Annotated in this window: 22 protein-coding genes; 19 read left to right on the top strand and 3 right to left on the bottom strand. The window is 48.4% G+C overall.

The features are described from left to right. Nucleotides 1-8 precede the first annotated feature (8 nt). The 3 genes from C6Y40_RS17425 to C6Y40_RS17435 form a co-directional block, all read right to left on the bottom strand. A protein-coding gene (locus C6Y40_RS17425) for an IS630 family transposase (protein WP_105932858.1) occupies nt 9-1,026 on the bottom strand; the annotation gives its coding sequence in 2 pieces (ribosomal slippage) (nt 9-581 and nt 583-1,026; 1,017 coding nt in all). Between the two features lie 253 nt (nt 1,027-1,279). Then, nucleotides 1,280-2,323: an IS110 family RNA-guided transposase gene (locus tag C6Y40_RS17430; RefSeq protein WP_105935684.1), complete on the bottom strand. Its 1,044-nt coding sequence runs from the start codon at nt 2,321-2,323 to the stop codon at nt 1,280-1,282. 129 nt (nt 2,324-2,452) lie between these two features. Continuing rightward, nucleotides 2,453-3,482 (bottom strand): IS630 family transposase gene (locus C6Y40_RS17435; RefSeq protein WP_420836944.1). Its coding sequence is split into 2 segments (ribosomal slippage): nt 2,453-3,031 and nt 3,033-3,482, totalling 1,029 coding nucleotides; the frame shifts between segments, so codons are not numbered across the junction. A gap of 665 nt (nt 3,483-4,147) precedes the next feature. Between C6Y40_RS17435 and C6Y40_RS17440 the strand changes: the two genes are divergently transcribed. Genes C6Y40_RS17440 through C6Y40_RS17530 form a run of 19 tightly spaced genes read left to right on the top strand, consistent with a single transcriptional unit; the run spans nt 4,148 to nt 23,818 of the window. Next, nucleotides 4,148-5,203, top strand: a complete 1,056-nt coding sequence (locus C6Y40_RS17440) for a GHMP family kinase ATP-binding protein (RefSeq protein WP_105935685.1) — start codon at nt 4,148-4,150, stop codon at nt 5,201-5,203. 15 nt (nt 5,204-5,218) lie between these two features. Continuing rightward, nucleotides 5,219-5,998: a glycosyltransferase family 2 protein gene (locus C6Y40_RS17445; protein ID WP_105935686.1), complete on the top strand. Its 780-nt coding sequence runs from the start codon at nt 5,219-5,221 to the stop codon at nt 5,996-5,998. 19 nt (nt 5,999-6,017) lie between these two features. Then, a complete protein-coding gene (locus tag C6Y40_RS17450; protein ID WP_105935687.1) occupies nt 6,018-7,451 on the top strand; it encodes a class I adenylate-forming enzyme family protein in 1,434 nt (477 codons plus the stop codon). Between the two features lie 12 nt (nt 7,452-7,463). Further along, nucleotides 7,464-8,051 (top strand): chorismate--pyruvate lyase family protein, encoded by a 588-nt coding sequence (locus tag C6Y40_RS17455; protein WP_105935688.1) that lies wholly within the window; start codon nt 7,464-7,466, stop codon nt 8,049-8,051. A gap of 12 nt (nt 8,052-8,063) precedes the next feature. Next, entirely contained in the window at nt 8,064-8,312 is a 249-nt protein-coding gene (locus C6Y40_RS17460) for an acyl carrier protein (protein ID WP_105935689.1), read from the top strand. Then, a complete protein-coding gene (locus tag C6Y40_RS17465; RefSeq protein WP_105935690.1) occupies nt 8,305-8,886 on the top strand; it encodes a serine O-acetyltransferase in 582 nt (193 codons plus the stop codon). Before C6Y40_RS17460 ends, C6Y40_RS17465 begins: the two co-directional genes overlap by 8 nt. A 39-nt stretch (nt 8,887-8,925) precedes the next feature. After that, nucleotides 8,926-9,474, top strand: coding sequence for an LbetaH domain-containing protein (locus C6Y40_RS17470; RefSeq protein ID WP_105935691.1), 549 nt, complete (start codon nt 8,926-8,928; stop codon nt 9,472-9,474). Next, complete coding sequence (locus C6Y40_RS17475; RefSeq protein ID WP_105935692.1) at nt 9,475-10,323, top strand: sulfotransferase domain-containing protein; 849 nt, start codon at nt 9,475-9,477, stop codon at nt 10,321-10,323. Further along, nucleotides 10,311-10,988, top strand: coding sequence for a hypothetical protein (locus tag C6Y40_RS17480; RefSeq protein WP_105935693.1), 678 nt, complete (start codon nt 10,311-10,313; stop codon nt 10,986-10,988). The genes C6Y40_RS17475 and C6Y40_RS17480 overlap by 13 nt, the downstream gene beginning before the upstream one ends. Further along, nucleotides 10,981-12,372, top strand: a complete 1,392-nt coding sequence (locus tag C6Y40_RS17485) for a glycosyltransferase family 4 protein (RefSeq protein WP_205664795.1) — start codon at nt 10,981-10,983, stop codon at nt 12,370-12,372. Before C6Y40_RS17480 ends, C6Y40_RS17485 begins: the two co-directional genes overlap by 8 nt. After that, nucleotides 12,362-12,949, top strand: a complete 588-nt coding sequence (locus C6Y40_RS17490) for a serine O-acetyltransferase (RefSeq protein ID WP_170308524.1) — start codon at nt 12,362-12,364, stop codon at nt 12,947-12,949. The genes C6Y40_RS17485 and C6Y40_RS17490 overlap by 11 nt, the downstream gene beginning before the upstream one ends. A 15-nt stretch (nt 12,950-12,964) precedes the next feature. Further along, the gene (locus C6Y40_RS17495) at nt 12,965-13,708 is read left to right on the top strand and encodes a nucleotidyltransferase family protein (RefSeq protein ID WP_105935694.1); all 744 of its coding nucleotides are present in this window, start codon (nt 12,965-12,967) and stop codon (nt 13,706-13,708) included. Beyond that, complete coding sequence (locus C6Y40_RS17500; RefSeq protein WP_105935695.1) at nt 13,705-14,856, top strand: beta-galactosidase; 1,152 nt, start codon at nt 13,705-13,707, stop codon at nt 14,854-14,856. The genes C6Y40_RS17495 and C6Y40_RS17500 overlap by 4 nt, the downstream gene beginning before the upstream one ends. A gap of 10 nt (nt 14,857-14,866) precedes the next feature. Further along, nucleotides 14,867-15,475, top strand: coding sequence for a metal-dependent hydrolase (locus C6Y40_RS17505; protein WP_105935696.1), 609 nt, complete (start codon nt 14,867-14,869; stop codon nt 15,473-15,475). Nucleotides 15,476-15,487: 12 nt separating this feature from the next. Next, nucleotides 15,488-16,645: an efflux RND transporter periplasmic adaptor subunit gene (locus C6Y40_RS17510; RefSeq protein ID WP_105935697.1), complete on the top strand. Its 1,158-nt coding sequence runs from the start codon at nt 15,488-15,490 to the stop codon at nt 16,643-16,645. Continuing rightward, entirely contained in the window at nt 16,635-17,978 is a 1,344-nt protein-coding gene (locus tag C6Y40_RS17515) for a TolC family protein (protein ID WP_170308525.1), read from the top strand. The genes C6Y40_RS17510 and C6Y40_RS17515 overlap by 11 nt, the downstream gene beginning before the upstream one ends. Nucleotides 17,979-17,986: 8 nt before the next feature. After that, a complete protein-coding gene (locus tag C6Y40_RS17520; protein WP_105935699.1) occupies nt 17,987-19,474 on the top strand; it encodes a flippase in 1,488 nt (495 codons plus the stop codon). Beyond that, nucleotides 19,475-20,812, top strand: coding sequence for a tetratricopeptide repeat protein (locus C6Y40_RS17525; protein ID WP_105935700.1), 1,338 nt, complete (start codon nt 19,475-19,477; stop codon nt 20,810-20,812). It abuts the gene before it with no gap. 9 nt (nt 20,813-20,821) lie between these two features. Further along, on the top strand, nt 20,822-23,818 hold the full coding sequence (locus tag C6Y40_RS17530) for a glycosyltransferase family 39 protein (protein ID WP_170308526.1): 2,997 nt from the start codon (nt 20,822-20,824) through the stop codon (nt 23,816-23,818). Nucleotides 23,819-23,831 lie beyond the last annotated feature (13 nt).

Here is a 23,831-nt window from a genome sequence, read left to right on the forward strand (position 1 = left end):
ATTCCATCTTAATATTTGGTCAGTAATGCCCAGTCTCTCGAACACATATTCATGATTCGCTTAGTGTCATCGACGAAATCGTTCCAAGCTGTGGTACATGCATCAACGATATCTTCGTATCCCTGGAAGCATCTGTTCGCTAAATGATGTTGCCGTATCCAACTCCACACCTGCTCTATGGGATTCAGTTCAGGAGAATAGGGTGGCAGTTTCATAATTGTCAGGTTTTCAAAGTCATCGGCTATATCATCGGTATGCCAACCAGCACCATCCATCACCACCACGGCATGGCGCCCCGGTTTTGTTTTCTGTGAGATTTGCATCAGGTGTTGACGCATGATGTCTTTGCTCACATAGGGCGAAATGAACGCTTCGGTGTCGCCAGTAGCTGGACATACCGCGCCAAACAAATGTGCATATTCAAATTGCTGTTGCTTCACAACTCGTGGGCGACTTCCCGTTGGGGCCCAAATGCGCGTTGTCGTGTTTTGCTGGCCAAAACGAGCTTCGTCCTGGAACCAAACATCTATGCGATCCAAGGCGAGATGCCCCGGAGTGTTAAGGATCGTTTCCAGTAGGAAGTTTTTTATATGCATCCTGGACGCCTGTTTGTTGTTTAGGATGTCGAGAACGACTCGTTATCCAACTAAACCCCAACGATTTTAACAGCTTATAGATTGCATTATGATGGTAGGTAACGCCAAATGTTTGCTCAATATAGGCTAAAATACTTTCCCCGGTAAGCCTACCTCCTTCATGTTTATCCTGGCTATGCTCTTCGATGTATGAACAGAGCGTTTGCTTTTGCCGTTCTGTGAGGTAGCAAGTTCGACCTTTTGCCTTTTTGGATTCCAGACCTTCAAGGCCATTGGTAAGGTAATTGGATACCCACAGATTCACACTTGTCCTACTGACTTTGAGTATTTCAGCGATATAAGTGCGGCTCTTGCCGTCAAGAAAATGAGAAAGGGCTAAGAAGCGTATACGCTTCCGACTATCTTTTTCAGATTTTGAAAGGGCGAGCAATTGCTCTGATGTATATTTCAAACTAAATGGACTCAGGAATGTAATGTGGCAATTAGATCACAAATCTAGATGGAATGGTATGAGATGCGTGCGTATATTCGGACTCTTATCAGGTAGCTAGCCTTGTCCATTGATGTGCTCGCTCCCCCATGCCTTTTACGGCTTCAAGGTTTTTCCAACCGCCGGGATGAACAGGCGCTTGGGGGACGGTCTGACCTGATTAACGTCGCATTACTGGTATTGCAGAACCTGGTTAAATTGCTACAGACTCAGGGGCTTGATAGGGCTGTTGGTAGTGCACCATGGCCCAGGCCATCCTGACGGTTTTATTGGCTAATGCCACGGCGGCTCGCCGTAATCCTCGTCGTTCAATTAATTGCTTCATCCAGACTTCGCGGGTATTTCGTGGCGCTCGTTTGGCGACGATTTTTATTTTCGCCAGGGCGCCCTGAATAAGGTTGGCCCTGAGTTGCTTTTTGGCAATGCGCTGACTGATACCCAGCATCACGACTTTCCCCCCGCTGCTGTGCTGTTTGGGTGTCAGGCCAATACAGGCTGCTGCCTCCCGGCCATTCTTAAAGGCTTCACCACGGGTTCCGAGTGCGAGATAGAGGTTCAGGGCATTGACCGGCCCTACGCCATCGAGCTTCTGTAATTCATTACATTGCTCATGTGTTTTTAGTTGAGCGCGGAGCTGCTTTTCAGCCTCCCTGACTTGTTGCTTTAAACTTATCCAGAACTGATATTGTTGATGAAGTGGCGCCCTAAGCATCATCGGCAAACCATTCTCAGCATCTTCCAGGATGTCGGGGAGACGCTCCCGGAAGGCTTTCTCTCCTTGTGGTATCACAAGGCCGAACTCAAACACGATAGCACGAACCATGTTACTGGTGGCAAGCGCTATATCCTGGTAGTGCTGACGCATCTTCTCGAGTGCTTGCAGGGCTAACTGGTCATTACTTTTTATGGCCACCGGTTTTACGTTAGGTTGTCGCACGGCAATACCAATCGCTACCGCATCATTTTTATCGGTTTTATGACCCTCAACAAACTTTTTCACGAAGCGGGCTGATAACAACACAGGCTGATGGCCCAGTGCCCGCGCCTGCTTCGCCCAGTAATGGGCACTGCCACAGGCCTCCATGGCAACAACAGAAGGGGCTTGCTTGGCTAACCAGCTAAGCACCTGCTGACGGCGTAACTCTCGATTGGTCTTAATCTCGTTTTGCTTATCTAAAATACAAACCTGAATAACATTCTTTGCTAAATCCAGGGCAATTACGTTATCTTGATACATGTATGGACTCCTGTTTATTTGTGCAAGAAATAATCTACCTCCCTCGGGGGGGAGGAGTCCATACATCGGTTTCGCTCGGCGAAGACCGGGACCCCCATCGTGCAACCGTAGAGTTAATACTAATCCGCATTAAAGTTTGCCCACTACAGCCCAGTCTCTTGAGCACATTTTTATCACCCGTTTTGTATTGCTAATAAAGTCGTTCCAAGCATGGCTACATGCTTCAACAATATCGTCATATCCTTTGAAACAGCGATTTGCCAAATGGTGCTGTCTTAACCAGCTCCATACTTGTTCTATCGGATTCAGTTCTGGTGAGTACGGTGGGATCTTCATTATTGTCATATTTGGGATACCCTCTGCAATATCATTGGTATGCCACCCAGCACCGTCCATTACTACAATTGCATGTCGTCCTGGTTTCGTTCTTTGTGATATTTGTATCAGGTGTTTTCGCATTATGTCTTTGCTAACATAAGGTGCGAGTAATGCTTCGGTTTCACCGGTTTCAGGACACACCGCGCCAAACAAATGTGCATATTCAAATTGCTGTTGGCGCACTGCTCTTGGTCTTGTGCCGGTTTTGGCCCACAAGCGAGTTGTCGTATTCTGTTGACCAAACCGGGCTTCGTCCTGGAACCAAATATCTATGTGATCGTGCTGAACATAGACTGGGGTGTTAAGGATCGTTTCCAGAGGGAACTTTTTTATATGCGTCCTGGACGCCTGATTGTTGTTTAGGATGTTTGGAACGACTGGTTATCCAGCTATATCCAAGCTTAGCAAGTACCTTATAGATATGACTCAGATGATAATCTACGCCGAATTCAACCCGGATATACTCCCTAATATCCATTCCAGTTAGGCGACCACCTTTATCTGTTTGTGACCTGTTATCGATAAATCGAGACAGCTGCTGCTTTTGTTTGTCAGATAGAGCTGAGCGTTTTCCATAGCGGGGTTTATCCTCTAAACCAGCTAAACCGTGAACTAAATACTCACCCACCCAACTATTTACACTGCGACGAGCGACTTTAAGTTGTCGTGCAACCTGAGCTCGATTATGACAGTCAAAATATAGCGATACAGCCAACAATCGAACGCGTTTATTTGGGTTCTTTTCTTTCTTTGATAACCCGAGCAGAGCGTCTGAAGACAGTAGAGTCATGGAGTAAAACATTATGCCAAACAAGGTGGTTTATTAGATCACACTTCAAGGCTGATTGGTATAAAACGCGCACTGTACAGAGCGCCGATAAAAGAAAGAACCGTCATCACGGTTTCGCTCAGCGAAGACCGGGACCCCCATCGACCACTCGTAGAGCTAATAAGATCACCGCTCGCAGCAAAATAAAACCAATAAACTACGTATAGTTATCTAAAACGGAATTTAAGACGTGAATAAGACTAGCACTTAAGTGCTATTTTTTCGGTTTCAGAATCATGACAATGCTTGAGTGAGTCTGAACAATAAATGCCCTAGACTGAACTCTATTGGTCATAAATGGTGCAATTTATAAATTTGAACCGTTCAGATTTTTTACAGTTTGCGACTAAAGCGCTGTATTTACGGTAAAACATCAAATTTATTGTACTGGTATGCAATTTGCCTTAATCAGATAAAGGCTATCTGATTTTAAAACTTAATAAACATAATAAGAAGCCTATTCAGAGTAACAAACGTCTACAGTAGTCATTTTGTAGTAGTGACGTAAGTCCACTCTCTTGCTTAAAACGCTGCAACTCATCAATCAGATCATTTTTCCAATAATTTCTGAGTGAGTTTTTGCGTCGGGATGCAATGAAGCACACTGGAGACGGAAGATGGAAATTTTTAGAGCAAGGGCTCCCCTGCGTATCAGTTTTGCAGGCGGTGGTACAGACGTTAACCCTTTCGCGTCGATGTATGGCGGATTTGTACTTAATGCCACCATTAATAAGTATGCTTATACGAGCATTGCATTAAATAGCAGTGAATCGATCACTGTTAATTCTTATGACTTCGATACTACAACCGAGTTTTGCAGCTCCACACTTAAAACTGATAACAATAACGATTGCTTCGTTAAATCAGTTTATAAGCATCTGGTAAGTAAGCCGTTAGGCATGGAAGTTATTACCCACAATGATGCTCCTCCGGGGTCGGGCTTAGGTTCGTCTTCAGCGATGATGGTATCTATCATTAGCGCGTTTAAAGAGCTGGAAAACCTGGTCATGAGTCCCTATGACATTGCCCGGCTCGCTCACGATATAGAGCGCCAGGAATTACAGCAATTAGGTGGCATGCAAGACCAGTATGCAGCAGCATTTGGTGGCTTCAATTTCATGGAGTTCGACGGCGATAGCGTACTGGTAAACCGTTTAAAAATGGACCCTTGGGTAGTACGGGAACTGGAGTACAACATGATTCTGGTGTACACCCAAAAATCTCGTCTCTCATCAAACATCATCGAAGATCAAATCAGTAATGTTAAGTCTAAGAAGACTGACAATATCGCGGCAATGCATCAAATTAAGCAACACGCCAACGATATGAAAAGGCTTTTACTTAAGGGCCGCACCAACGAGTTTGGTGAGTTGCTTCATGAAGCCTGGGAGCAGAAGAAGCGCATGGCTGACTCCATCACTAATGAACATCTTGACGAACTTTACGAGGCCGCCAGACGTGCAGGTGCAATAGGCGGTAAGGTTAGTGGTGCCGGTGGCGGTGGATTCATGATGTTTTATTGTGAAAACAATAAGAAGCGCCAGGTTGTAGAAACTCTCGAACGCATGGGCGCAAGGGTAGAGAGCTTTAAATTTGAACTGGATGGTGTTGAATCCTGGCGGAATATAAGAAAAGAACAGCTCATTCGTGAGCGTTTAAACGTAGCTGTGTAGGGTAAGGATACCATTATGAACAGTGAAGCTACCACAGTCCCTTTGGATCTGGACAACAGCACGAGCGAAAGCGTCGCCGTTAGTAAGGCTTTTGAGTTGTCGGAAAAGTTAAGCAGTGTCTCAATTATCTTCCCTGCTTATAACGAAGAAGAGAATATCGCCAATTCGATAAACAATGCGATTAAGGCATTCAGTAAGTATTTCCATGAAGTAACGGTAATACCTGTGGACGACGGTGGTCATGATGCGACAGGTGAGATCATCGATAATATGGCAGCAAAGGATGAGCGGATTAAGCCAGTCCACCATGAGGTGAATAAAGGCTATGGTGCGGCGCTACGTAGTGGATTTAGTGCTGCCGAAAACGATTTTATCTTTTTCTCGGATTCAGACGGTCAGTTTGATTTAGAAGAAATTACCTTATTGCTGGAGCACATAGACAGCTTCGATATGGTACTAGGTTACCGGGCCCATCGTGCTGATCCTTTGCACAGAAAGTTAAATGCCTGGGCATGGGGTGGTTTGGTACGTCTGTTATTTCGTGTAAAAGTAAAAGATATCGATTGCGCCTTTAAGCTATTCCGTCGTGATATTTTTAACGAAATTAACCTTCAGGCCGGTGGCGCGATGGTCAATACCGAACTATTAGCCCTGGCAAGAAAGCGCGGTTTCAGTATGACTAATGTGCCGGTGTCGCATTATCCAAGACAGCTTGGCGAGCAAACCGGGGCAAATCCGCTGGTAATTATCAGAGCATTTGTCGAATTATTTAAGCTCTACGCAAAGATTTCTTAGATTGGGTGGTTGTTGAATTATGGTTTATCAACAGTTTTTAAATATCGTTGACGCTCACGGCGACAATGTTGCCATTTGTGCTGGTGAGATAACTATGTCTTATCTCCAGCTCAATGCTCGTGCAGAACAACTAGCAGCTGCCCTGGCATCGAGTGGCGTAACCGTTGGTAGCGCCGTGGCAACGCTCATCCCGAATAGCGCTGAGTTCTTTGTTGCAACACTGGCAACGTTCCGCCTTGGTGCTACCTTGGTACCGCTCAATGTAAACTACACAGATTCAGAGCTTTTTCAGTACATCGATAAGTCAGCGGCTCAGGTGGTAGTTGGCGATGCTGAAAACCAGCAATCGCGAATCGAGTCTTTGGGCTTAGTTGCCAGTTTCGTTGATACTAATCCTACGGAGTCTGTATCTGTTCCCCCAATAGCTGTATGCGAGGCAGATCAACCAGCCCTGATTATGTTTTCTTCTGGCTCTACGGGCGGGTCAAAACAGGTAATGAGAACTTACTCGGCTTTACTTGCTGAGTGGAAATCCGAGGTCGAAACCTTCGAAATCACGCCTAACGACACCATTTTGTGTACCGTGCCGCTACATCATACCCATGGCTTTGGTAACGTATTGTTAGCGGGAATATTAAGTGGCGCAAAAATAGTAGTTACTCCTGGTGAATTTAATCCCCGGAGTGTGATTAAAGCGCTCGATACTCATCAGGTTACCATTTACCCGTCAGCCACATTTATGGTCAAAATGTTATCTGTCATGCGTTTGCGTCAGCAACCGGATTTAAGCCGGCTTAAGATTGTCTACACAGCTGGTGCTCCACTTGATGCCGACGTTATATCTTCCTTCTCTTCGACCTTTGGCGTAACGCCCCGACAGCTTTATGGTTCAACCGAAACCGGTGCGGCAGCAGTAAACAAACTGAATGCGCCTACTAATAGTGTTGGCAAACCGATGGCCAATGTCGAAATTCTGATTGTTGATGAACAGGATAAAACGCTGCCACAAGGTGAAGAAGGTGAAATAGTGGTGATTAGCGCTGCATCAGCAAAGTTGTACGTCGGTATGCCTGAACAATCAGCAAAAACCTTCCGCGAAGGGCGTTATTATACCGGTGACCTTGGACGCTTTGATGAAAACGGCGACTTATACGTAACGGGCCGCCGTAAGAAAATGATTAACGTTGCTGGCTTAAAAGTAGATCCGGCTGAGGTGGAGTCTGCCATTCTCGCTATGGAGGGCGTTAGCGAGGTGGTTGTGCTGGGCAAGAAAGACGGTGACTACGGGGAAAAGGTCAAAGCCGTAATCGTGCCGCTCGAGGCGGCTTCCGAAAGAGATGTAATAGAGCATTGCAAAGCGCACCTGGCAGAATATAAATGGCCAAAAATCATTGAGTTCAGAAATGAAATTCCGAAAAGCCCGCTCGGAAAAATCTTACGAAAGTATTTATAAAGGAAAGCAATTATGTTGAAAGAGCACTTTAGAAGTCGCGGTTTCATAGAAGGGGGCATTGTCCACAATTGCGAAAAGACGGCGATGGACATGGAGGCTCTCCCTCCATTCCTGCGCACCCTGTTAGTAACGGATGGCACGGTAACCAAAAGTCTGGAAGCTTTCTTTTGGGAAAACATCAAAGTAGAGATGCGCATGCAGGAGCAATGCTGGCTTACCCAGGATCTGCCCTTCATCAATGCCAAAACAGGTGATCATGCCCTGAAGCGGGACGTTATTTTAAAAGGCGCCAAAACCTCAGATATCTATGCCTACGCTACGTCTTATCTGCTAACAGGATTGCTGGATGAAGAAGTTAAGCAGCAAATGCTTGGTGGAAAGATAGGTATTGGCGAGCTGTTACGAGAGATTGGCCTTGAAACCTACCGCGAAATTGTTGATTTCGGACGCGAAGTTTTTAATGCCAGCATCAAGGAGGATGGCGAGCCAGAGTATGTGGAGGCTATCTACAGAACCTATGTCATTAATATTGGCGGTAATCCGGCAATTCAAATTACAGAGCGATTCCCTATCCGCTTATTTCAGAAAAAAGCCATTTAATCAGGAAGAATTATGAGCAGTAAAGCGCAAATCATTGAGTCGTTACGCGAAACCCTTACCAAAGTTGTGAAAAAGGATTTCAGTCAGGTTGATGCAGATGAATCGCTCAATCTTGATTCTATCAATCGTATCTCGCTGATCGTTGAACTGGAGTGGGTTTATGATATTGAAATTGATTCAGACGGTCTGGATCCCGAGGTATTCGACACACTTAATTCACTGGCTGGTTACATTGAAGGGTTGGTGAACGAAAGTGTTTGATTTAATTACGGCTGACCTGAAGTTTAAGCAAGACTGGTTCCTTAGCCAGAAAAGCTGGTTTACCAAGAATATACGGATATTTCTGGAACCCGGCACAATTGCTTCGATTGTATACCGGTATGGAAACTGGACCCGCACGGTAAGTCCAAATTTATTAAGACTTCTGGTACGAATTCCCTATTTCTTTGCAAAAGCGGTGGTTGTTACCGCCTTTGGTATTTATATCCCGTCCAAAGCCAAAATTGGCAAGGGTTTCACTATTCACAACTTCTCCGGGATCTTTATTAGCGAAGGGGAAATGGGTGAAAACGTCATTGTGTTTCAGGGAGTGACTATCGGTCATCTTCGCGGGCAACCCGCGCCGCCGAAAATTGGCAACAATGTATTGATAGCTGCCGGCGCCAAGGTACTTGGCAGCGTCACGATTGGTAACAATGTGGTTATCGGTGCAAATTCCGTGGTGATTAACGATGTGCCGGACAATTGCACCGTAATGGGAAACCCGGCACGGATTATTTCCCGTGAGACTAACTGGATGTCAGAAAAGCTCGCTGGTAAAGACGACAACTATTAACGCAGGACTCGGTCGGACCCGCAAATAAGGTTCAAAGGGATGTTTAAAAAATTAAAAGTTGATGCTGAGCAGCGGCGTATCTGGGCTGTCGATGGTGGTTTGAATGGCAACGGCGCAGGCCACCTGTTAAGTCGCACATGGTTAGCAACCTGTGTGTACCGGTTTGGACGTTATGCCAACGAAATTGATATCAAACCACTGAAAGTGGTGTGCAAAGTACTTTATTACCCACTGTTTTTCATCACTCAGGGCGTAACGGGGATCAGCGTTCAGGCACACTGCAAAATCCAACCCGGATTGGTACTCAATGGTACCGGAGGGTTGTTTATCCTGGCTGAAACCATTGGTGAAAACTTCGTAGTGGGCTCGGGCGTTACCGTCGGCAATGTGCGAGGCAGTAAAAACCTGCCGGTCATCGGCAATAATGTATGCATCGAACCCGGCGCCAAAATACTAGGTGAAGTAACGATCGGCGATAACGTGCTGATCAGAGCAAATAGCCTGGTGCTAACGGATATTCCGGACAACACCATGGCGGTGGGCAATCCCGCGCGGATAAAACGTAAACCAGATGAGTCGGAGAGTTAGATGTCTCAGGAACAGTTTAAAGTAGACTTTATTGGCGTAGGATCTGGCAAATGTGGTTCTACCTGGTTGTATGAAAATGTTATCCAGCACCCCGAAGTGTTTGATGGCAACCCCAAAGAAATTCACTATTTTGGGGATCTCTACGAACAGCAGGATTTTAACTGGTACAAAGATTTATTCGCCGGCTCAGAGGGTAAGATCAAAGGCGAGTTTTCCATTAGCTATATGTACCACCCTCAGGCGGCTGAGCGCATATACAAGCACTTCCCCGATGCCAAAATTATCGCCATGGTGCGCGATCCGGTTGAGCGTACTTACTCAGATTATCAGCATTTTATTCGCAAGGGGGACGTCAGTCGCGATTACCCCTTTTCGGAATATATCCGCGACCAGGAAAAGTTGAAGTTTGGCTATTACACCGACTATCTCGCCCCTTTTTACGAACACTTCCCCAAAGAAAATATTCTGGTACTCGTGCTCGAGGAAATGCAACACGATTTGGCCGCCTGCTATAAACAAATCTTTGAATTCATTGGTGTAAAAGAAACCAGCTTTTTACCCGAGGGCGTTGAGGAAAAACGCAATCAGGGGGTTAATTACCGTTTCTTAAAACTCGAGAATGTGCTGGTCAGAACCTATCGCTTTATGGTGAAGCGCGGTCTCACCGGGTTTGCCGAGCGACTCAAACGGTCTGGACTGGCGCAGCTGGTCAGAAAAATCAACGCCAAATCAGAACCGCTACCAGAGATGGACTCTGCAAGTCGGCAGCAATTAGTTGATTACTATGCTGAGGAGCAAACCCGATTAGCTCAACTACTAGGCAGGGATACGCAAATATGGAATCGTTAAAACTCGACGGCGTGGTATCGCTACTAAACCGCGTACCTGCATTACGCAGAATGATCTTTCGCGGCCCCTCTGTCGCCCTTTGTTCAATGGGCGGCGTGGGCTCAACGGCGTTGGCCCGTCATATCGGCTCAATTGCCGATAAAACCGTGCGTGAACATGCTTATTCACCGGCGGTCTACAACGACGAAACTCAAATCAAGCTTGGTTACGTGTTTGGCAATCCCTATAACAGTGTGCTCTCTGTTTTTCGTCGTGGCTATCAGTCTATGCACGCCAAGGCGATGAATGCCAACAGTGATACACCCGCCGCTGATCTGAAAAATATGTCTATCCAGGCCTATCTGGAGCGTGGAGTTGATGAGTTTCGTCTTGAGCGGCAGTTGGATAACTGGCTGAACCCTGAGCTGACCAGACACCCGATTATTCTTATCAAATACGAGGAGCTAGCCACCTCTATTGATGAGGTACTGGCATTTTTCGATTGTGATAAGCCTTTCGAGGTACGAACCCGCAAATCCTCCTGGCGCGATCAGCCTGCGGCCATCGTGGCAGGACTAGAAAAAATGTACGGTGGTTTCAACGAACGTGTGAACGCAATGCCTGCGATCACAGTGGTTGAGCCACATCCTGTGGTTAACAAGGAAGTAGCAGTCAGTCATGGATGAATCCCGTAAACATAAAGTTGTGATGGTAGCAGCATGCCCATTTCCCGCTAACCATGGTTCGCCGGCATCTATCAGAGAAATGTCGGAAGCACTGGTAGAGCTGGGCCATGAGGTACATATTCTTACCTATCCGATTAAAGAAAATATCCCGGTTGTCGGGCCCAAAATCCATCGCGTGTCCTTCCCCTTCCTCAACAAGGATAAAGTTACGGTTGGCCCCACGCTGGAAAAATTTATCTACGATCCGCTAATGGTATTCCGCCTTATCTGGATGATTTGGCGATATAAAATTGATGTGATTCACGCGCACAACTACGAGGGCGCACTGATTGGCTGGCTGGCAAAGCTGGTCACTCGCCGGCCGATGCTCTATAACGCGGTGAATAATATGGTCGACGAACTGGTCACCTACGACTTTATCTGGTCTAAAAAGTTTGCCCTTAAACTGGCCGGTTTACTGGATAAAACCATTCCTTTTATGGGCGACTATGTCACCGCGGTATCAGATTCTTTAAAAGCTTATCTGGTTAAAATTGGCGTCAGAGCCGATAAAATCCAGGTGTTACCCGCCGGTGTGAATGCCAGTATGTTCTCTGCCCGGGATAAACAGGCTCTGCGAGAAAAGTACGGCTATCGCGAGGGGCAACAAATAGTCATTTACACGGGTAGTCTCGACAAGTTTCAGCGCATCGATTACCTGCTCGATGCCACTCATCTGCTTAAGCCACAGTATCCGGAACTTAAAGTGATTCTGGCGTCGAATATCGCCAATCAAAAAGACCTAGATACCATTGAGGCGCAAATACAGAGATTGGATATTGCAGATGTAGTGGATATCGTAAAAGGGCTTGAGCTAGAAAAACTGCCCGATTATCTCGCTTTATCTGACGTGGCAACGCTACCCAGAACTGACTGCCCCGGCCATCCGGTTAAAATTCTTAATTACATGTGCGGCAATATTCCTATCGCTGGGTTTACCGGTGCGGCAAAGGGATTACATCACATGAAAACTGCCGTGCTTGCTGAAGATCACAACGTTGAAGAGTTTGCCAAATCCATTGCTATGCTGCTGGATGAGAAGGATAAAGCGCAATATGTGGCAGAACAGGCCCGGCAAACTCTGGGTGAGCTTTATGAGTGGAAAGTACTGGCAAAGGGCATCGCGGTTATTTATGACATGCTGATAGAGCGCGATTTTGAAACCCGCAAACCCTTACTTAAACAGTACATCAGGGATAGTTATCAACCGAAGTTCTGGGATAAACGCCAGGAGCAAAAAACGCCCGTCCCGGAAGATATTCTGGAACGCCGTAAAGGGGAGCGACGCAAGCAACATCTGCGCATCGACTTTATCGAGCGGCGGAGAGTGATCGATGCAGAATAGTCTGTCGGGGTTTGATGCGTTAAGAATAGACTTGCGGCGTAAGCGTCGCCACTACACGCGCATCGACAATTTCGTTAATAAATACATAAAGATGACACTACAGTGGGGCTCCCTGGCAGTGATGGTTTATCGCTGTGAGCAGCAGATTAGCAAGCTGGATATTCCTGTTCTGAGCTTTCTTTTACTTGCTCTGTTCCGGCTTCTTTCCACACCGGTAAAACTGGCTACAGATTGCCGGATTAACCCTCAGTCAGAGATAGATAAGGGCCTGGTGTTGCATAACTTTGCCGGCATCGAGCTCGATCCCCGCCGCGCTGGCACCAACCTTACGGTTAATCAAAACGTTTGCATTGGCGCCGATTATTACAAACGGGGAAAACCGGTACTTGGTAATAATGTGTTTGTGGGGGCCGGCGCTAAGATTCTGGGTGACATTGAAATTGGTAACAATGTGGTGATCGCAGCCAATTCAGTTGTGATGTCATCGATTCCTGATAACTGCTCAGTGGTTGGGATCCCAGCCAAAATAGTATCGCGGGGAGTCACCAGTGATTACCTTAACTTTGATGTTGAATAACCGGCAGGGGGCGATATGAAAGTGATCATTCTTGCCGGGGGACTCGGCACAAGGTTACGCAGTGTTGTTAGCGACGTGCCTAAACCCTTAGCGCCTATCCGCCATATACCCTATCTGGCCTACATGCTAAACGCGCTGTATGCCAAAGGGCTGCGGGAGTTCATTTTATCCGTAGGGTATAAGTCCGCCCACTTCGAACAGTTTATTGCCACACAAAAGTCACTGCTGCCCGATTTAAGCCTTGAGCTGGTTGTCGAATCAGAACCTCTTGGAACCGGTGGGGCTCTGAAGTTTTGTTTTACCAGCCACCCGGCCGAACGTTACCTGATATTCAATGGTGACAGTTACTGTGATTTTCCGCTTGCCAAACTACTGGAGGCCTCCTCACAGCACAACATGGCCATGGTGGTAGCAAAGGTAAATAACATTAGTCGCTACGGTGAGGTCACATTACGTGAGAACGGCTGTGTTGAAGCTTTTCATGAAAAACAGCCCGTTGCCCGGGCCGGTCTGATCAACGCTGGCGTGTATTGTCTGCCGGGCGATATTTTTGCGGGCTTTCAAGGCCCGGAGAGCTTTTCCTTTGAGCAAGCCATCATGCCTGGCCTATTGGCTCAGGGTGTTGCCACGGTTGCAGCGGCGGGGCCGTTTATCGATATGGGTATACCGGAAGACTATCAGCGGTTAGCTTCGCAGCCGGATTATTATTTTCCCACGCGGCCAGAGTGGCCGGCAGCTATTGCGGATACTCAATCATGAAATTGCGGTTGTGGCCTTTCACCCTTTGTCGTCGTATCCCGGTGTGCCTTAGCGTTTTAGTGCTGCTGGTAACTGCTTGTCACGGCAATAACATGCAATACCCACAATCGACAAAACCAGTATCTGGAAGTGAAAGCGGCGTTGGCCAGCCCTTACCCAAGAGTCCAGAGGTTAACAATAAGGCAGAGTCAACGGCCATGGCTCCTGCAGGCATTTTTGTCAGCTCCGGACCGACAGTGAGTGATCGGGTACTGGGGCAGCCACACGTTGCCGGTAATCTGATTCGGGTAGGTTGGGATCAACTCCAGTCCGCGCCGGCTAGTTACGATTTCTCTGCCATCGATACGTTGATAGCTCAGGCCCGTCAGCATAATAAGAAGGTAACGCTCAGCGTGCTGAATGGGCCGCGAACGCCTGCCTGGGTTTACGAACAGGGGGCCCAGCCATTTAGCTACGAATTTAAAACCCGTTATTCAGGTCGCGGCAATCGCCAGGAAGCCATTCCTTTACCCTGGGACGCAACCTATCTGTCTTACTGGCGCAAGCTGATCGCTGAGTTAGGTAAACGTTATGCTGGTAATCCGACGGTTGCGCTGGTGCATATCACTCATTCCTCCAAGAATGGCTTTGAAATGCAACTGCCTGAAGAGCGGATTGCGGGGCGCCCGGAAACGCCGGAATCGGGTCCATGGCATGATGCCGGCTATACCCAGGAAAAACACATTAAGGCTATCCAGCAGGTGATCACTTATTTTGCTGATGCATTCCCCAGTACTCCGCTGGATATTGAGATTCATCCGGTTCTGGATTCCGTGGAGCCCGCACGCCAGGTTTATGAATTTGGAAAAGCTCGGTACGGCAAACGATTTGGCCTGTTTTCGGCGTGGTGGAGTGGTAAATCACAACGCTGGAACCAGGCCCTGTATCCGCTTTTAGAAAGTGCCTGTGAATTCTCGTTTTGCAATATTCAGATGATAGGCAATCAGACCAGACAGCCCGAACGGTTGCTTAACGGCAGTCTGCTAAGTGCAATGCAGGCAGCTGAAAAGCTCGGCGCACGGTATTTCGAGGTCTGGAGTGCAGATTTAGCTAACAACGCGCTGCAAGGCGAAATAGCCACTTTTAGTAGCACCTTACAACAGGATTAGAAGAGAAGTTATGGCGAGTACACTTGGTCACGCATTATGTGGCATTGATTGTTTATTGGTAGGTCGTCTGGTAAGTCCGAAACTGGTGAGTCCGCTCAGTATCGGCTCCGTTTTTGCGGCCGTGTTTTTAGCCAACGCGCCGGATCTGGATTTGCTGGTCGGCCCCTTACTGGGTAAGCATCACCACTATCTGCATGGGCAGTTAACTCACTCAATAATGTTTGCGCTGTTGTGCGGCCTGACATTCTGGTTGGTGGCGCGGTTTACCGGCGTGGAAGAGCGAAAAGGGCGGGTTTTGGCAACCATGGTAGCCGCCACGCTGCTCAGTCATGTGTTTGTTGATTGGTTTACCGGCCCCAACCCTGGCATCAACCCCAGTTTCGGTATCGTAATCCTGTGGCCATTTAACATGGAGCGTATTCATGCTCCCTTAACCCTTTTCCTCGGCCCTAACCACGCATCGATGACAGAGTTACTGTCACTGCATAACGTGTGGGTCATGACCAGGGAAACACTTATCTTTGGCGGCTTCGCGCTTGCGCTCTGGTACTTTTCGCCAACCTTAAGACAGCAGATAAACAGCTTTTTAATCAATCTGGTACCGGCCAGATTCAAGTGAGTGAGATGAATCATGACAGCAAATAACAGCTCTAACCAGAAAATGGAAAAACGCTTGTCTGTCACCTTACTGGTGGTTTTGATAGTCGCCTTAATAATACTGGGTAACTGGGCATTAAATATCATTTCTGCACACCTTAGTACTACTAATGCCAGCTATGCCAGAGAAAACGACAAACCCATACCGGTAAAAGTCATCGAAGTGGAAGCCGCCCCGGTAAAAGCCACGCTGGTCACTCAGGCGACTCTGGTTGAAAACCAGGAATTACCCATCTATCCGGGCTCTAATGCCATGGTCAGTGAGGTGCGTGTGCAGGTTGGCGATCTGGTTAAGAAAGGCGATGTGCTGGTGAGTTTTTATGAAGATCAGCTCAAAGCCAAAGTAGAGCTGGCCAAGTCAGTGGCCGAGATTGCCGAGGAAGAATACGAGGAAGCGCAGCGAAACTTTACCCGCGTGGAATCACTGTTTGCCAAGAATCTGGTTGGTAAAGACGAATTCACCAAAGCCACTCTGGCCGAAAAACAGGCCAAGTCGAAGCTTATCAATAATCAATACGAAGTGCAGAAAGCTGAGTTTGAATACTCACAGGTAGAACTCAAAGCGCCTGTGGGGGGCGTGGTAACAGCTGTATCCGCCTTTGAAAACACCCAGGTGCGCATGACCATGCCGATAATCACCCTGAGTGTGACCAATCCTATTTATGTAGAAGCCAAAGTGGCTCAGCGATACTTTGGAGAACTGTCTCTGGGGCAGCCTGTGAGTGTGTCGCTGGATGCATTTCCCGAACGCACTATTACCGCTGAAATCCTGCGTCTGGGGTATGAAGTGGATCGGATCAGCGACACGGTGTCTGTTTACGCTAAGGTGGATAACCCGGACCTGATTTTACGTCCTGGTATGGGCGGTATTGCCACCATTGAACTGGCGGGAGGCTCTGCTGACACCCTGCGGATCCCGGCTATTGCCTTGCTTGGTAGTAATGGTCGTAGTGGGTTTGTTTTTGTTATCGACGAAGCCGAAAAGGCACACCTTAAAGAAGTATCCATTATTGGTTATGAGCAAGGGTACGTGGGTATTCGTTCAGGATTGAGTCCACGCGACAGAATTGTAGTGGTAGGCCAGCAGGCGCTTAAGGATGGAGATCGTGTGGAGATGGGCAATGCGAGCTAAATACCTTTTATTACTTATCAGTTGTTTGTCGTTGCAGGCGCACAGTGCGGTGCCGGTAAACAGTTATGAGCAGCTTATCGATATGTCATGTAAAGCCCACGATATGACGGCTAACGTGCGGTTGCAACTGGATGCGGCTAAACAACGGGTCGAAAATGCCGATCTCAATAAATGGATGCCGGAAGTGACCGTTGGACTTGATGTGTATGCGGCTAAAGGGCAGCCCACCAGTTTTTTCGCGGTTCAGGAAGGCGCGGTTCAGGATCCCGAACAACCTAACTTTTACTCTAAAGGTGAAGCCTGGCAGGGGAAGGTGGATATGAACTGGGGGCTGTACGAAGACGGCAAGTGGTTAGGCGAGTCAGCTCTGGCAAACTCCGAGGCGGAGTCCCAACTGTCGGTTGCCAAATCGCAGCTCAGCACCGCTCATCGTGAGGCACTTACCCTGGTGAGCCAGTACTACTTTAACATTATGATGTACAGTGCTCAGCGTGACGTTTTGCAGCCCCTGGTCGTGAAACGTCAGCAGCAACTGGATGATATGAAGACTAAGGTGGAGGCCGGAGTCAGTACTACCGACGACCTCTTCACCGCCAGTGCGGCCTACGCCAGTCTGAAAGACCAGCTCGACGACGCCGTTCGCCAGCGGGAAGTTAATTATCAGTTTCTGCTGTTGATGCTACAACGCGATGTCGAGTTATTGAACGCGCAACCGCAACAGAGCTTTAAAGAATTAGCCGCCATTACCGAGCGGCGTCTGCAGATGAATGATCTTGACCGCCTGGTCTCTGCGCACCCTGATATCACTCTGCTGGAGTCTAAGCTGGCACTGGAAAAAGACAAGCTCGATGCCCAGTACGGCAAACTCAAACCTTCACTTGGCCTTTACGTAAAATTACGTACCGGAGATAACTTTGGTAATGCACTGCGCAAAGACTACAGCGAAATAGGTCTGACGATTGAGTACCCATTGGGTGCAGTGGCGAGTAACTACGGCGAGTCGAAAGCGTTGCGCAAAACGGTTACCGCGATTGATTCGGAGCTCGATTACCTGCGCAAGATAAAGCGCCTGCAAGCGGCGAATATCGCCGGCGATCTGGCCAGTTCCAAAAGTAAGATTGAGGTTGCCCGCCTTGAACTGACCCGCCGTGAACAAATGCTCAGTAGTGAGAATGAAAGGGTTGAAAACGGCTTATCAGGGCTTGATGAACTGGTCCAGGCTGAAGATGACAAAATCACCGCGCAACTTAATTTGCTGGCCGCCTACAATCAGGCCTGGATGCAATATGCTGAGGCGTCATTGTTCAGTAACCAAATCTGTCAGTCTGAGTGAGATAAGTAATGGCAGGCAACGGGCGCGTTTTAAAAAACCTGATTATGGTCTTTGCCAGCGAAGGCGTTGGCGGACTGCTGAGTTTTATTATCGTGCTGATGGCTGCCCGGTTGCTGGGAGTAGAGCAGTTTGGTGTGTTTTCCTACATCCTAGCCATTACCAGTGTTTGCCAGTTGGTGGCCGATTTCGGGCTGACCAACCTGATCGTTCGGGAAGTTGCCAGGGATACCAGCCGGGCGCAATACATTATGAGTAATGTGCTGTCTCTGGCATGGGTACTGTCGATGGTGATCTTAACCCTGGTTGCTCTTATAGCCTTGTTTAGCCTGGATACCGCCCGGCAGCAAAGCGCTGCCATCATAATGGGCGTGGCGGTGCTGGCCACCTATCACTCTGTGGTTTATTCCTCGGTGTGCCGGGCCTTTGAACAAATGAGTTACAACGCCATCAGCTTTGTAGTGCACAAGGTTATTCTGCTGGCACTTATCTACCTGTTTTATCACTTGTCGTTGTTTTCTTCTTCGCTGCTGGCTATTTGCATGGCGTATTTAGTGGCAAACCTTTGTCAGTATGTTTATTTTGTTGTCGTGGTCAGAACCCGGTTTATTCGCTTTGGTTTTGGTCGTGATTTTGCCTTTGCCTGGCAGTTGTTAAAAGATGCCGTGCCAATCGGGGCTTCCATGGTGATCCGCCGGTTAACGTTGCAGGTCGACACTTTATTACTGGGCGTACTGGCAACAGCCAGTGCCGTTGGCTTATTCAGCGCCGCCTACAAAGTGGTTCAGGTGGTCGACATGATCCCATTTGCTATCTGTCTGCCCTTGTTTCCGGCTATGTCACGAATGGCCAGCAACGAGCCGGATAAACTGCCGGCATTCTTCTCGTTAACCCTGACCGGTTTTTTAATTGTTTCCATCCCTTTGTGCGGGTATGTATTTGTTTCTGCCGGCAACCTGATAGAGCTCTTTTACGGGCCGACTTATGTCAGCGCAATACCGGCTTTGCGGATCCTTGCTTTTGCCATTATTGGCCTGTTTGTCAACATGTTGCTTAGCTATGTCTTTATGGCACTGGGTAAACAACGGTTTTACCTGCTGGCCGCAATGAGTTGTCTGGCCGTTAACACTCTGGTAGATGTGCTGCTAATACCTCGTATGGGCGCCACCGGCGCAGCATGGGGTACCTTGCTGGGCGAGCTGAGTTACTTCCTGCTGTGTATCGTTTTCTTATCCCGCGTGCAACTGGCCTATGCCTGGTTGGCCCAACTTTCTCGCCCGGTTTTGTTATGTTTATTGATCAGTTGGGTGGCTTACCTTTCTCCCCCGCAAGGCGTCACAGAACAGGTGCTTTTTTCGCTGGCTTATGGAGTGAGCTACATTGCCGGGTTGTTTGTGTTAAGGGTGTTTAAACCGGCAGACATTAAACGGGCTTTGGCATTGCTAACAGAACGCCAAAGCCGCGCCGGGCTGGCCGACAACTCGGCATCGGGGAGCTAGATGATGCGAGCTCTTAGTCTCCTGCAAACCGGATTGCACACGGCAACCAGGCCCTGGCGTTTTATCGAACAACACCCTGTATTATTACTGGCAGCATTGTTAATGCTGGTGGGCAGTGGCGGTACCTGGGTGGTGATGCCTCTGACCGGAGAATATCGTTTAGCCGACCTGCAGGCAGCAGGCCAAAACGGCCAGTTTAAGCTGGTAGTGCTGGGGCTGACAGCGCTGATCTTTTTAACTACGGCCATGCGCATGTATACGCTGCGTTTATTGATATGCTTTGGCTTAACCGCGCTGATGTTTTGTATTGCCTTGTCTGTAAGCATGCTCGATGGCGAACGTATACAGCTTTATATCACTGAGAGTCAGGCATTTCGCGATATACAGCATATACTGGCATTAAACGCGATCCCTAATGCTGGTCGCTCTGTGGAAACTGCGCTGGCTTTTGATGCTTATCACTTTACTGATCGCATCAGGGCGGCACTCGGAATACTGGGCTGGGGAGCCAAATTAAGTTTCCTTATCGGCTGTGCAGTGTCCCTCTACTGTATTGTTAGCAGCCAGCGCAAACTGATAGCCTTGGTACTGGCGCTGATTTTTGCTCTGACCACCTTTTTTGCTGCCGGGCTGGGAAGTGTGTCGCTGGCGTACCTGAAGGTTAACCAGGGCGTACGGGCGATTAATAACGGCGAACCTGCGGTGGCCATTGGCATTCTCAATGAAGCGGTGACGCTCGATCCGGTGCTGACCTATTCGCCAGGATTTACACTGCTACATTCTTACCTGTATTTTTCTATTTATGGGCCGGCGACGCCGCTGGCAAAAGCTTATCAACTTGAACAGCGTTTCAGTGCCAGCCGGTTTACTGAAGTTATCGATACCAATGCCCTGTCGGCAAGTGCCGCGGTGTTAAACGCTGGGGAGCAGCAGCTCAGCATCAGGAAAGAATTGGTTGATGCGCACATTCGCACTGAGCAGCGGATCACTATGGATGCTTATAATCGCCTGGGACTACTGCACCTGTGGCGCAACGACTGGGGATTGGCAGAGAGTCACTTTAAATCCTCGCTGGCGATTCATGGCAACCCCGTCGGGCAAACGGCTTTGTTACGCATTTACGAGCAGACCCGCCAGTTTGAGGCTTGTGTCATCACTGCTGAATTATTGTTGCAGCGCACCCATAACCGCTCCGTGTCGGCCGATGTTTTCTCATCTAAAGGTGATTGTCTCAGTCAGCTTGGCCGCCCTGCTGAAGCCCGAGAGGCCTATCAGCAGTCTATTGCTCTGGATAGCGATAAGAATTACCGGGCGGTCAAAGGTCTGAGCGGGACGTAGGGGATGATTATGAAAGCAGAGCATTGGTGGAGCAGCCTTACACTTATTATCCTGATTGTTTGTGCAGTGATCTTTGGCTATTTGCAGTCAGTGGATACTGCGAATCCTCGTTCGCTACTTAACTGGTCACAAAGCCAGTGGATTAGCACTGAATCAGCTGGCGCTAACGGTTACTTCCGTCATGCCATAGAGCTGGACAATGCGCCGCAGCGAGCAGTACTGCAAGTGTCAGGCACAGACAACCTGCAGATTTATGCCAACGGTAAGTCTGTTAAATCTGTGGAAAATCGCTCTTTGCAGGCCACTGCTGTACTGGATCTGAGTCGCCATTTACAAACTGGCAGCAATGTTCTGGCTTTTGAGCTGCATCGTTCTTCATTTCCGGCAACGGTCGCGTTGCGATACGAGTTAACCGTTATCGATGCGCTGGGCCAGCGGCAGACCTTTATTTCTGATGCTATGGTGAAAAGCCAGGCGTTATATCCGCAAACTACCAGCCGGCATAAATGGTTCGACACAGGGTACGATGACGCATTCTGGACCAGTTCGGTGCAGGTTGTCGGTGACAACCGTATGGCGCAGGTGACCACGCCTCCGGAGTTATTACTGGCTCTACCCAGCCCACCTTCATATGTACTGGATGCTTCACAACATTGGTCGGTTTCACTCTTCACTACCTTTAACTATGCGCCGGAGGCTGAAGAGCAGGTATGGCTGGCGATAGCATCGGATGTACCTTATGAAGCGATTATCAATGGCATCAGTGGCGGAATCTTTTCACCCTCCGATTCGCAGTTACACCTTAACTCGGTGTTGCCGCGCCTGAAAGCCGGTGAAAACAGTATAGAAATCAACCTGATGAATAATGGTGTAGATCCGGTGGTAGCTGGTGGTCTTATCCGGCAGAATGATTATCAGATAACCACAACGTTTATTTCACCTGATTGGCAAATTCATGGCGGTGGTGGCAGTGGCCATTCTGCACTGGAAGATATTCGTGCGGGTAGCAATTTAACGCAGGTAAGAATCGCTGCTCCTGCGGTGCCACTAACCTATGCGTATATCGTAAATGATAACTTTACTCCACCTGCGGTAGCGCAAGCCGGCCCTTGGTTGCAAGGCGGTATGGTAGTGCTGTTTATTTTGTTGGTTGTGCCGCTCTTCAAGTTATTGGGAGTGAGTCTGCAAAAACAGCTCACCAGCACATGTTTTGCTAATGCTATTGCTATCTTATGTTTAGTTGTCGCGGGGTTTATGGCTCAGGATGTGCGATTCGACGCGCGCCAAATCTTTTCGGTAAATGCCCTGCAATTGATGCTGATTATGTGGATGCTGATGGTCATTGTGGTGCTTGCTGAACAGGCTGCAACGACTATCAAACCAGTTAGTAATCGGTCGCCTCGCGAATGGAACCACGGTAATCAATTCAGACTGGGGAACACTGCCTTTTATGTTGTCAGCGCCGTTGTGGCGCTGGCAGCCTTGCTATTGCGACTACACAATATAGACCAACAGGCGCTTACGGTTGATGAGGCAACGATTGCAGGATTTGCCAGAGGGGTAGTGGAACGTGGTTACCCCTACTTAATGGTTGGTGGCATGGAAGTTGAGCTGGCGACCTATGAGCTGGTGCCCTATTTTCTGGCCGCCTCGGTAAAGACCTTTGGTTACAGCGACTTTGCCCTGCGCATTCCGGCAGTACTGTTTGGTACCAGCACCTGCCTGTTAATTATCTATTGTGGCTCGGCCTGGTTTGGACGGTTAACCGGCCTCATCGCCGGCGTGCTCTATGCGATTTCGCCCTGGGCGATATACTGGGGTAAGAACTGCTTCCATCCGTCACAAATTCAGTTCTTCAACCTACTGGCGCTTATTGCTTTTTACAGGCTCCTTGCCAGTGACCGGATTTCCCTCAGGCTCGCCTGCTTATCTGCTCTGGCCTTTGCTTTCAGTTATCTGAGCTGGGAAGGCTCCGGGCTTGTGTTGCCCATTATGGCCTTTGTGGCAATCGTTATTCGCTGGCAGGACTGGCGCTGGTTTTTTCAGCCGAACCTGTGGATTGCGGCGGTGTTGATTATATTAGTGGTGGCCGCTCAGGGCATTCGCCGCTCCTTATTGCAGGAACCCTTTATCATGGTTGGGTTTGGCAAAAGCGACCTGGCGACACCGAAACTGACATTCACTCAGCCGTCTTATGAGCCCTGGTATTACATTAACAATTTCTTCTTCACCGAAACTCACATCGGGCTTAGCTTGTTCTTCCTGCTTGGACTGATCTTCATGTTTTATGACCGCAAGCTGAGTTTTGTGGTGTTGTTTGTAGTGATGGCTTATTTGTCATTAACCAATTTGCTTGGCTACTACAACGCACACTATTTTTACTTTGTACTACCGGTCTTTTTGCTCGCGGTTGCCGCGGTTTTTGTAAAATTGCTAATGCTGATCCAGCGTCAGATTGGCCAGGTGCGAGGGCGGGTTTTTCGTGCTCAGGGCGCACTTACTGCAGTGCTTATCATGGCAGTGCTGATGGTTCCTGCTGGCGCTGGAGGCCTACACCTGTATAGGTTAATGAGCGGCAATATTGATGCAATGCGGGTGGATTACCGTCCCAATCTGGCTGGCATGGACGGTCGCTCAGTGTCACTAGCGCTTTCACAGTATTGGCGCAAATCAGACGTTTTAATCACTTCGATACCACTGCTTACCGAGCACTATGTTGATAATAAAGGTGACTACTTTGTGCAAACCATTACCGATCGCAAGGTGGTGTACGACACGGTTAAGCAGCGGCCTTATTACGTGGATAAGTTTGTTGGTAACCCGGTGCTGCGAACTAAACAGGAACTTCAGGATGTGCTGAGTCGACATGACCGGGTGTTTTTTGTTGCCGCACCGGTAGACGGCTTAACCCGAATTATCGATGCCGAGACGCTGGATTTCATTAATCAGAATATGCGGGTTGTCGCCGAGAGCTACGACAGCCGACTGTATCTTTGGGAGCGTTAACCAGCATGCCAGG

The sequence above is a fragment of the Marisediminitalea alba genome (assembly GCF_002993365.1).
GTDB lineage: Bacteria > Pseudomonadota > Gammaproteobacteria > Enterobacterales > Alteromonadaceae > Alteromonas > Alteromonas alba.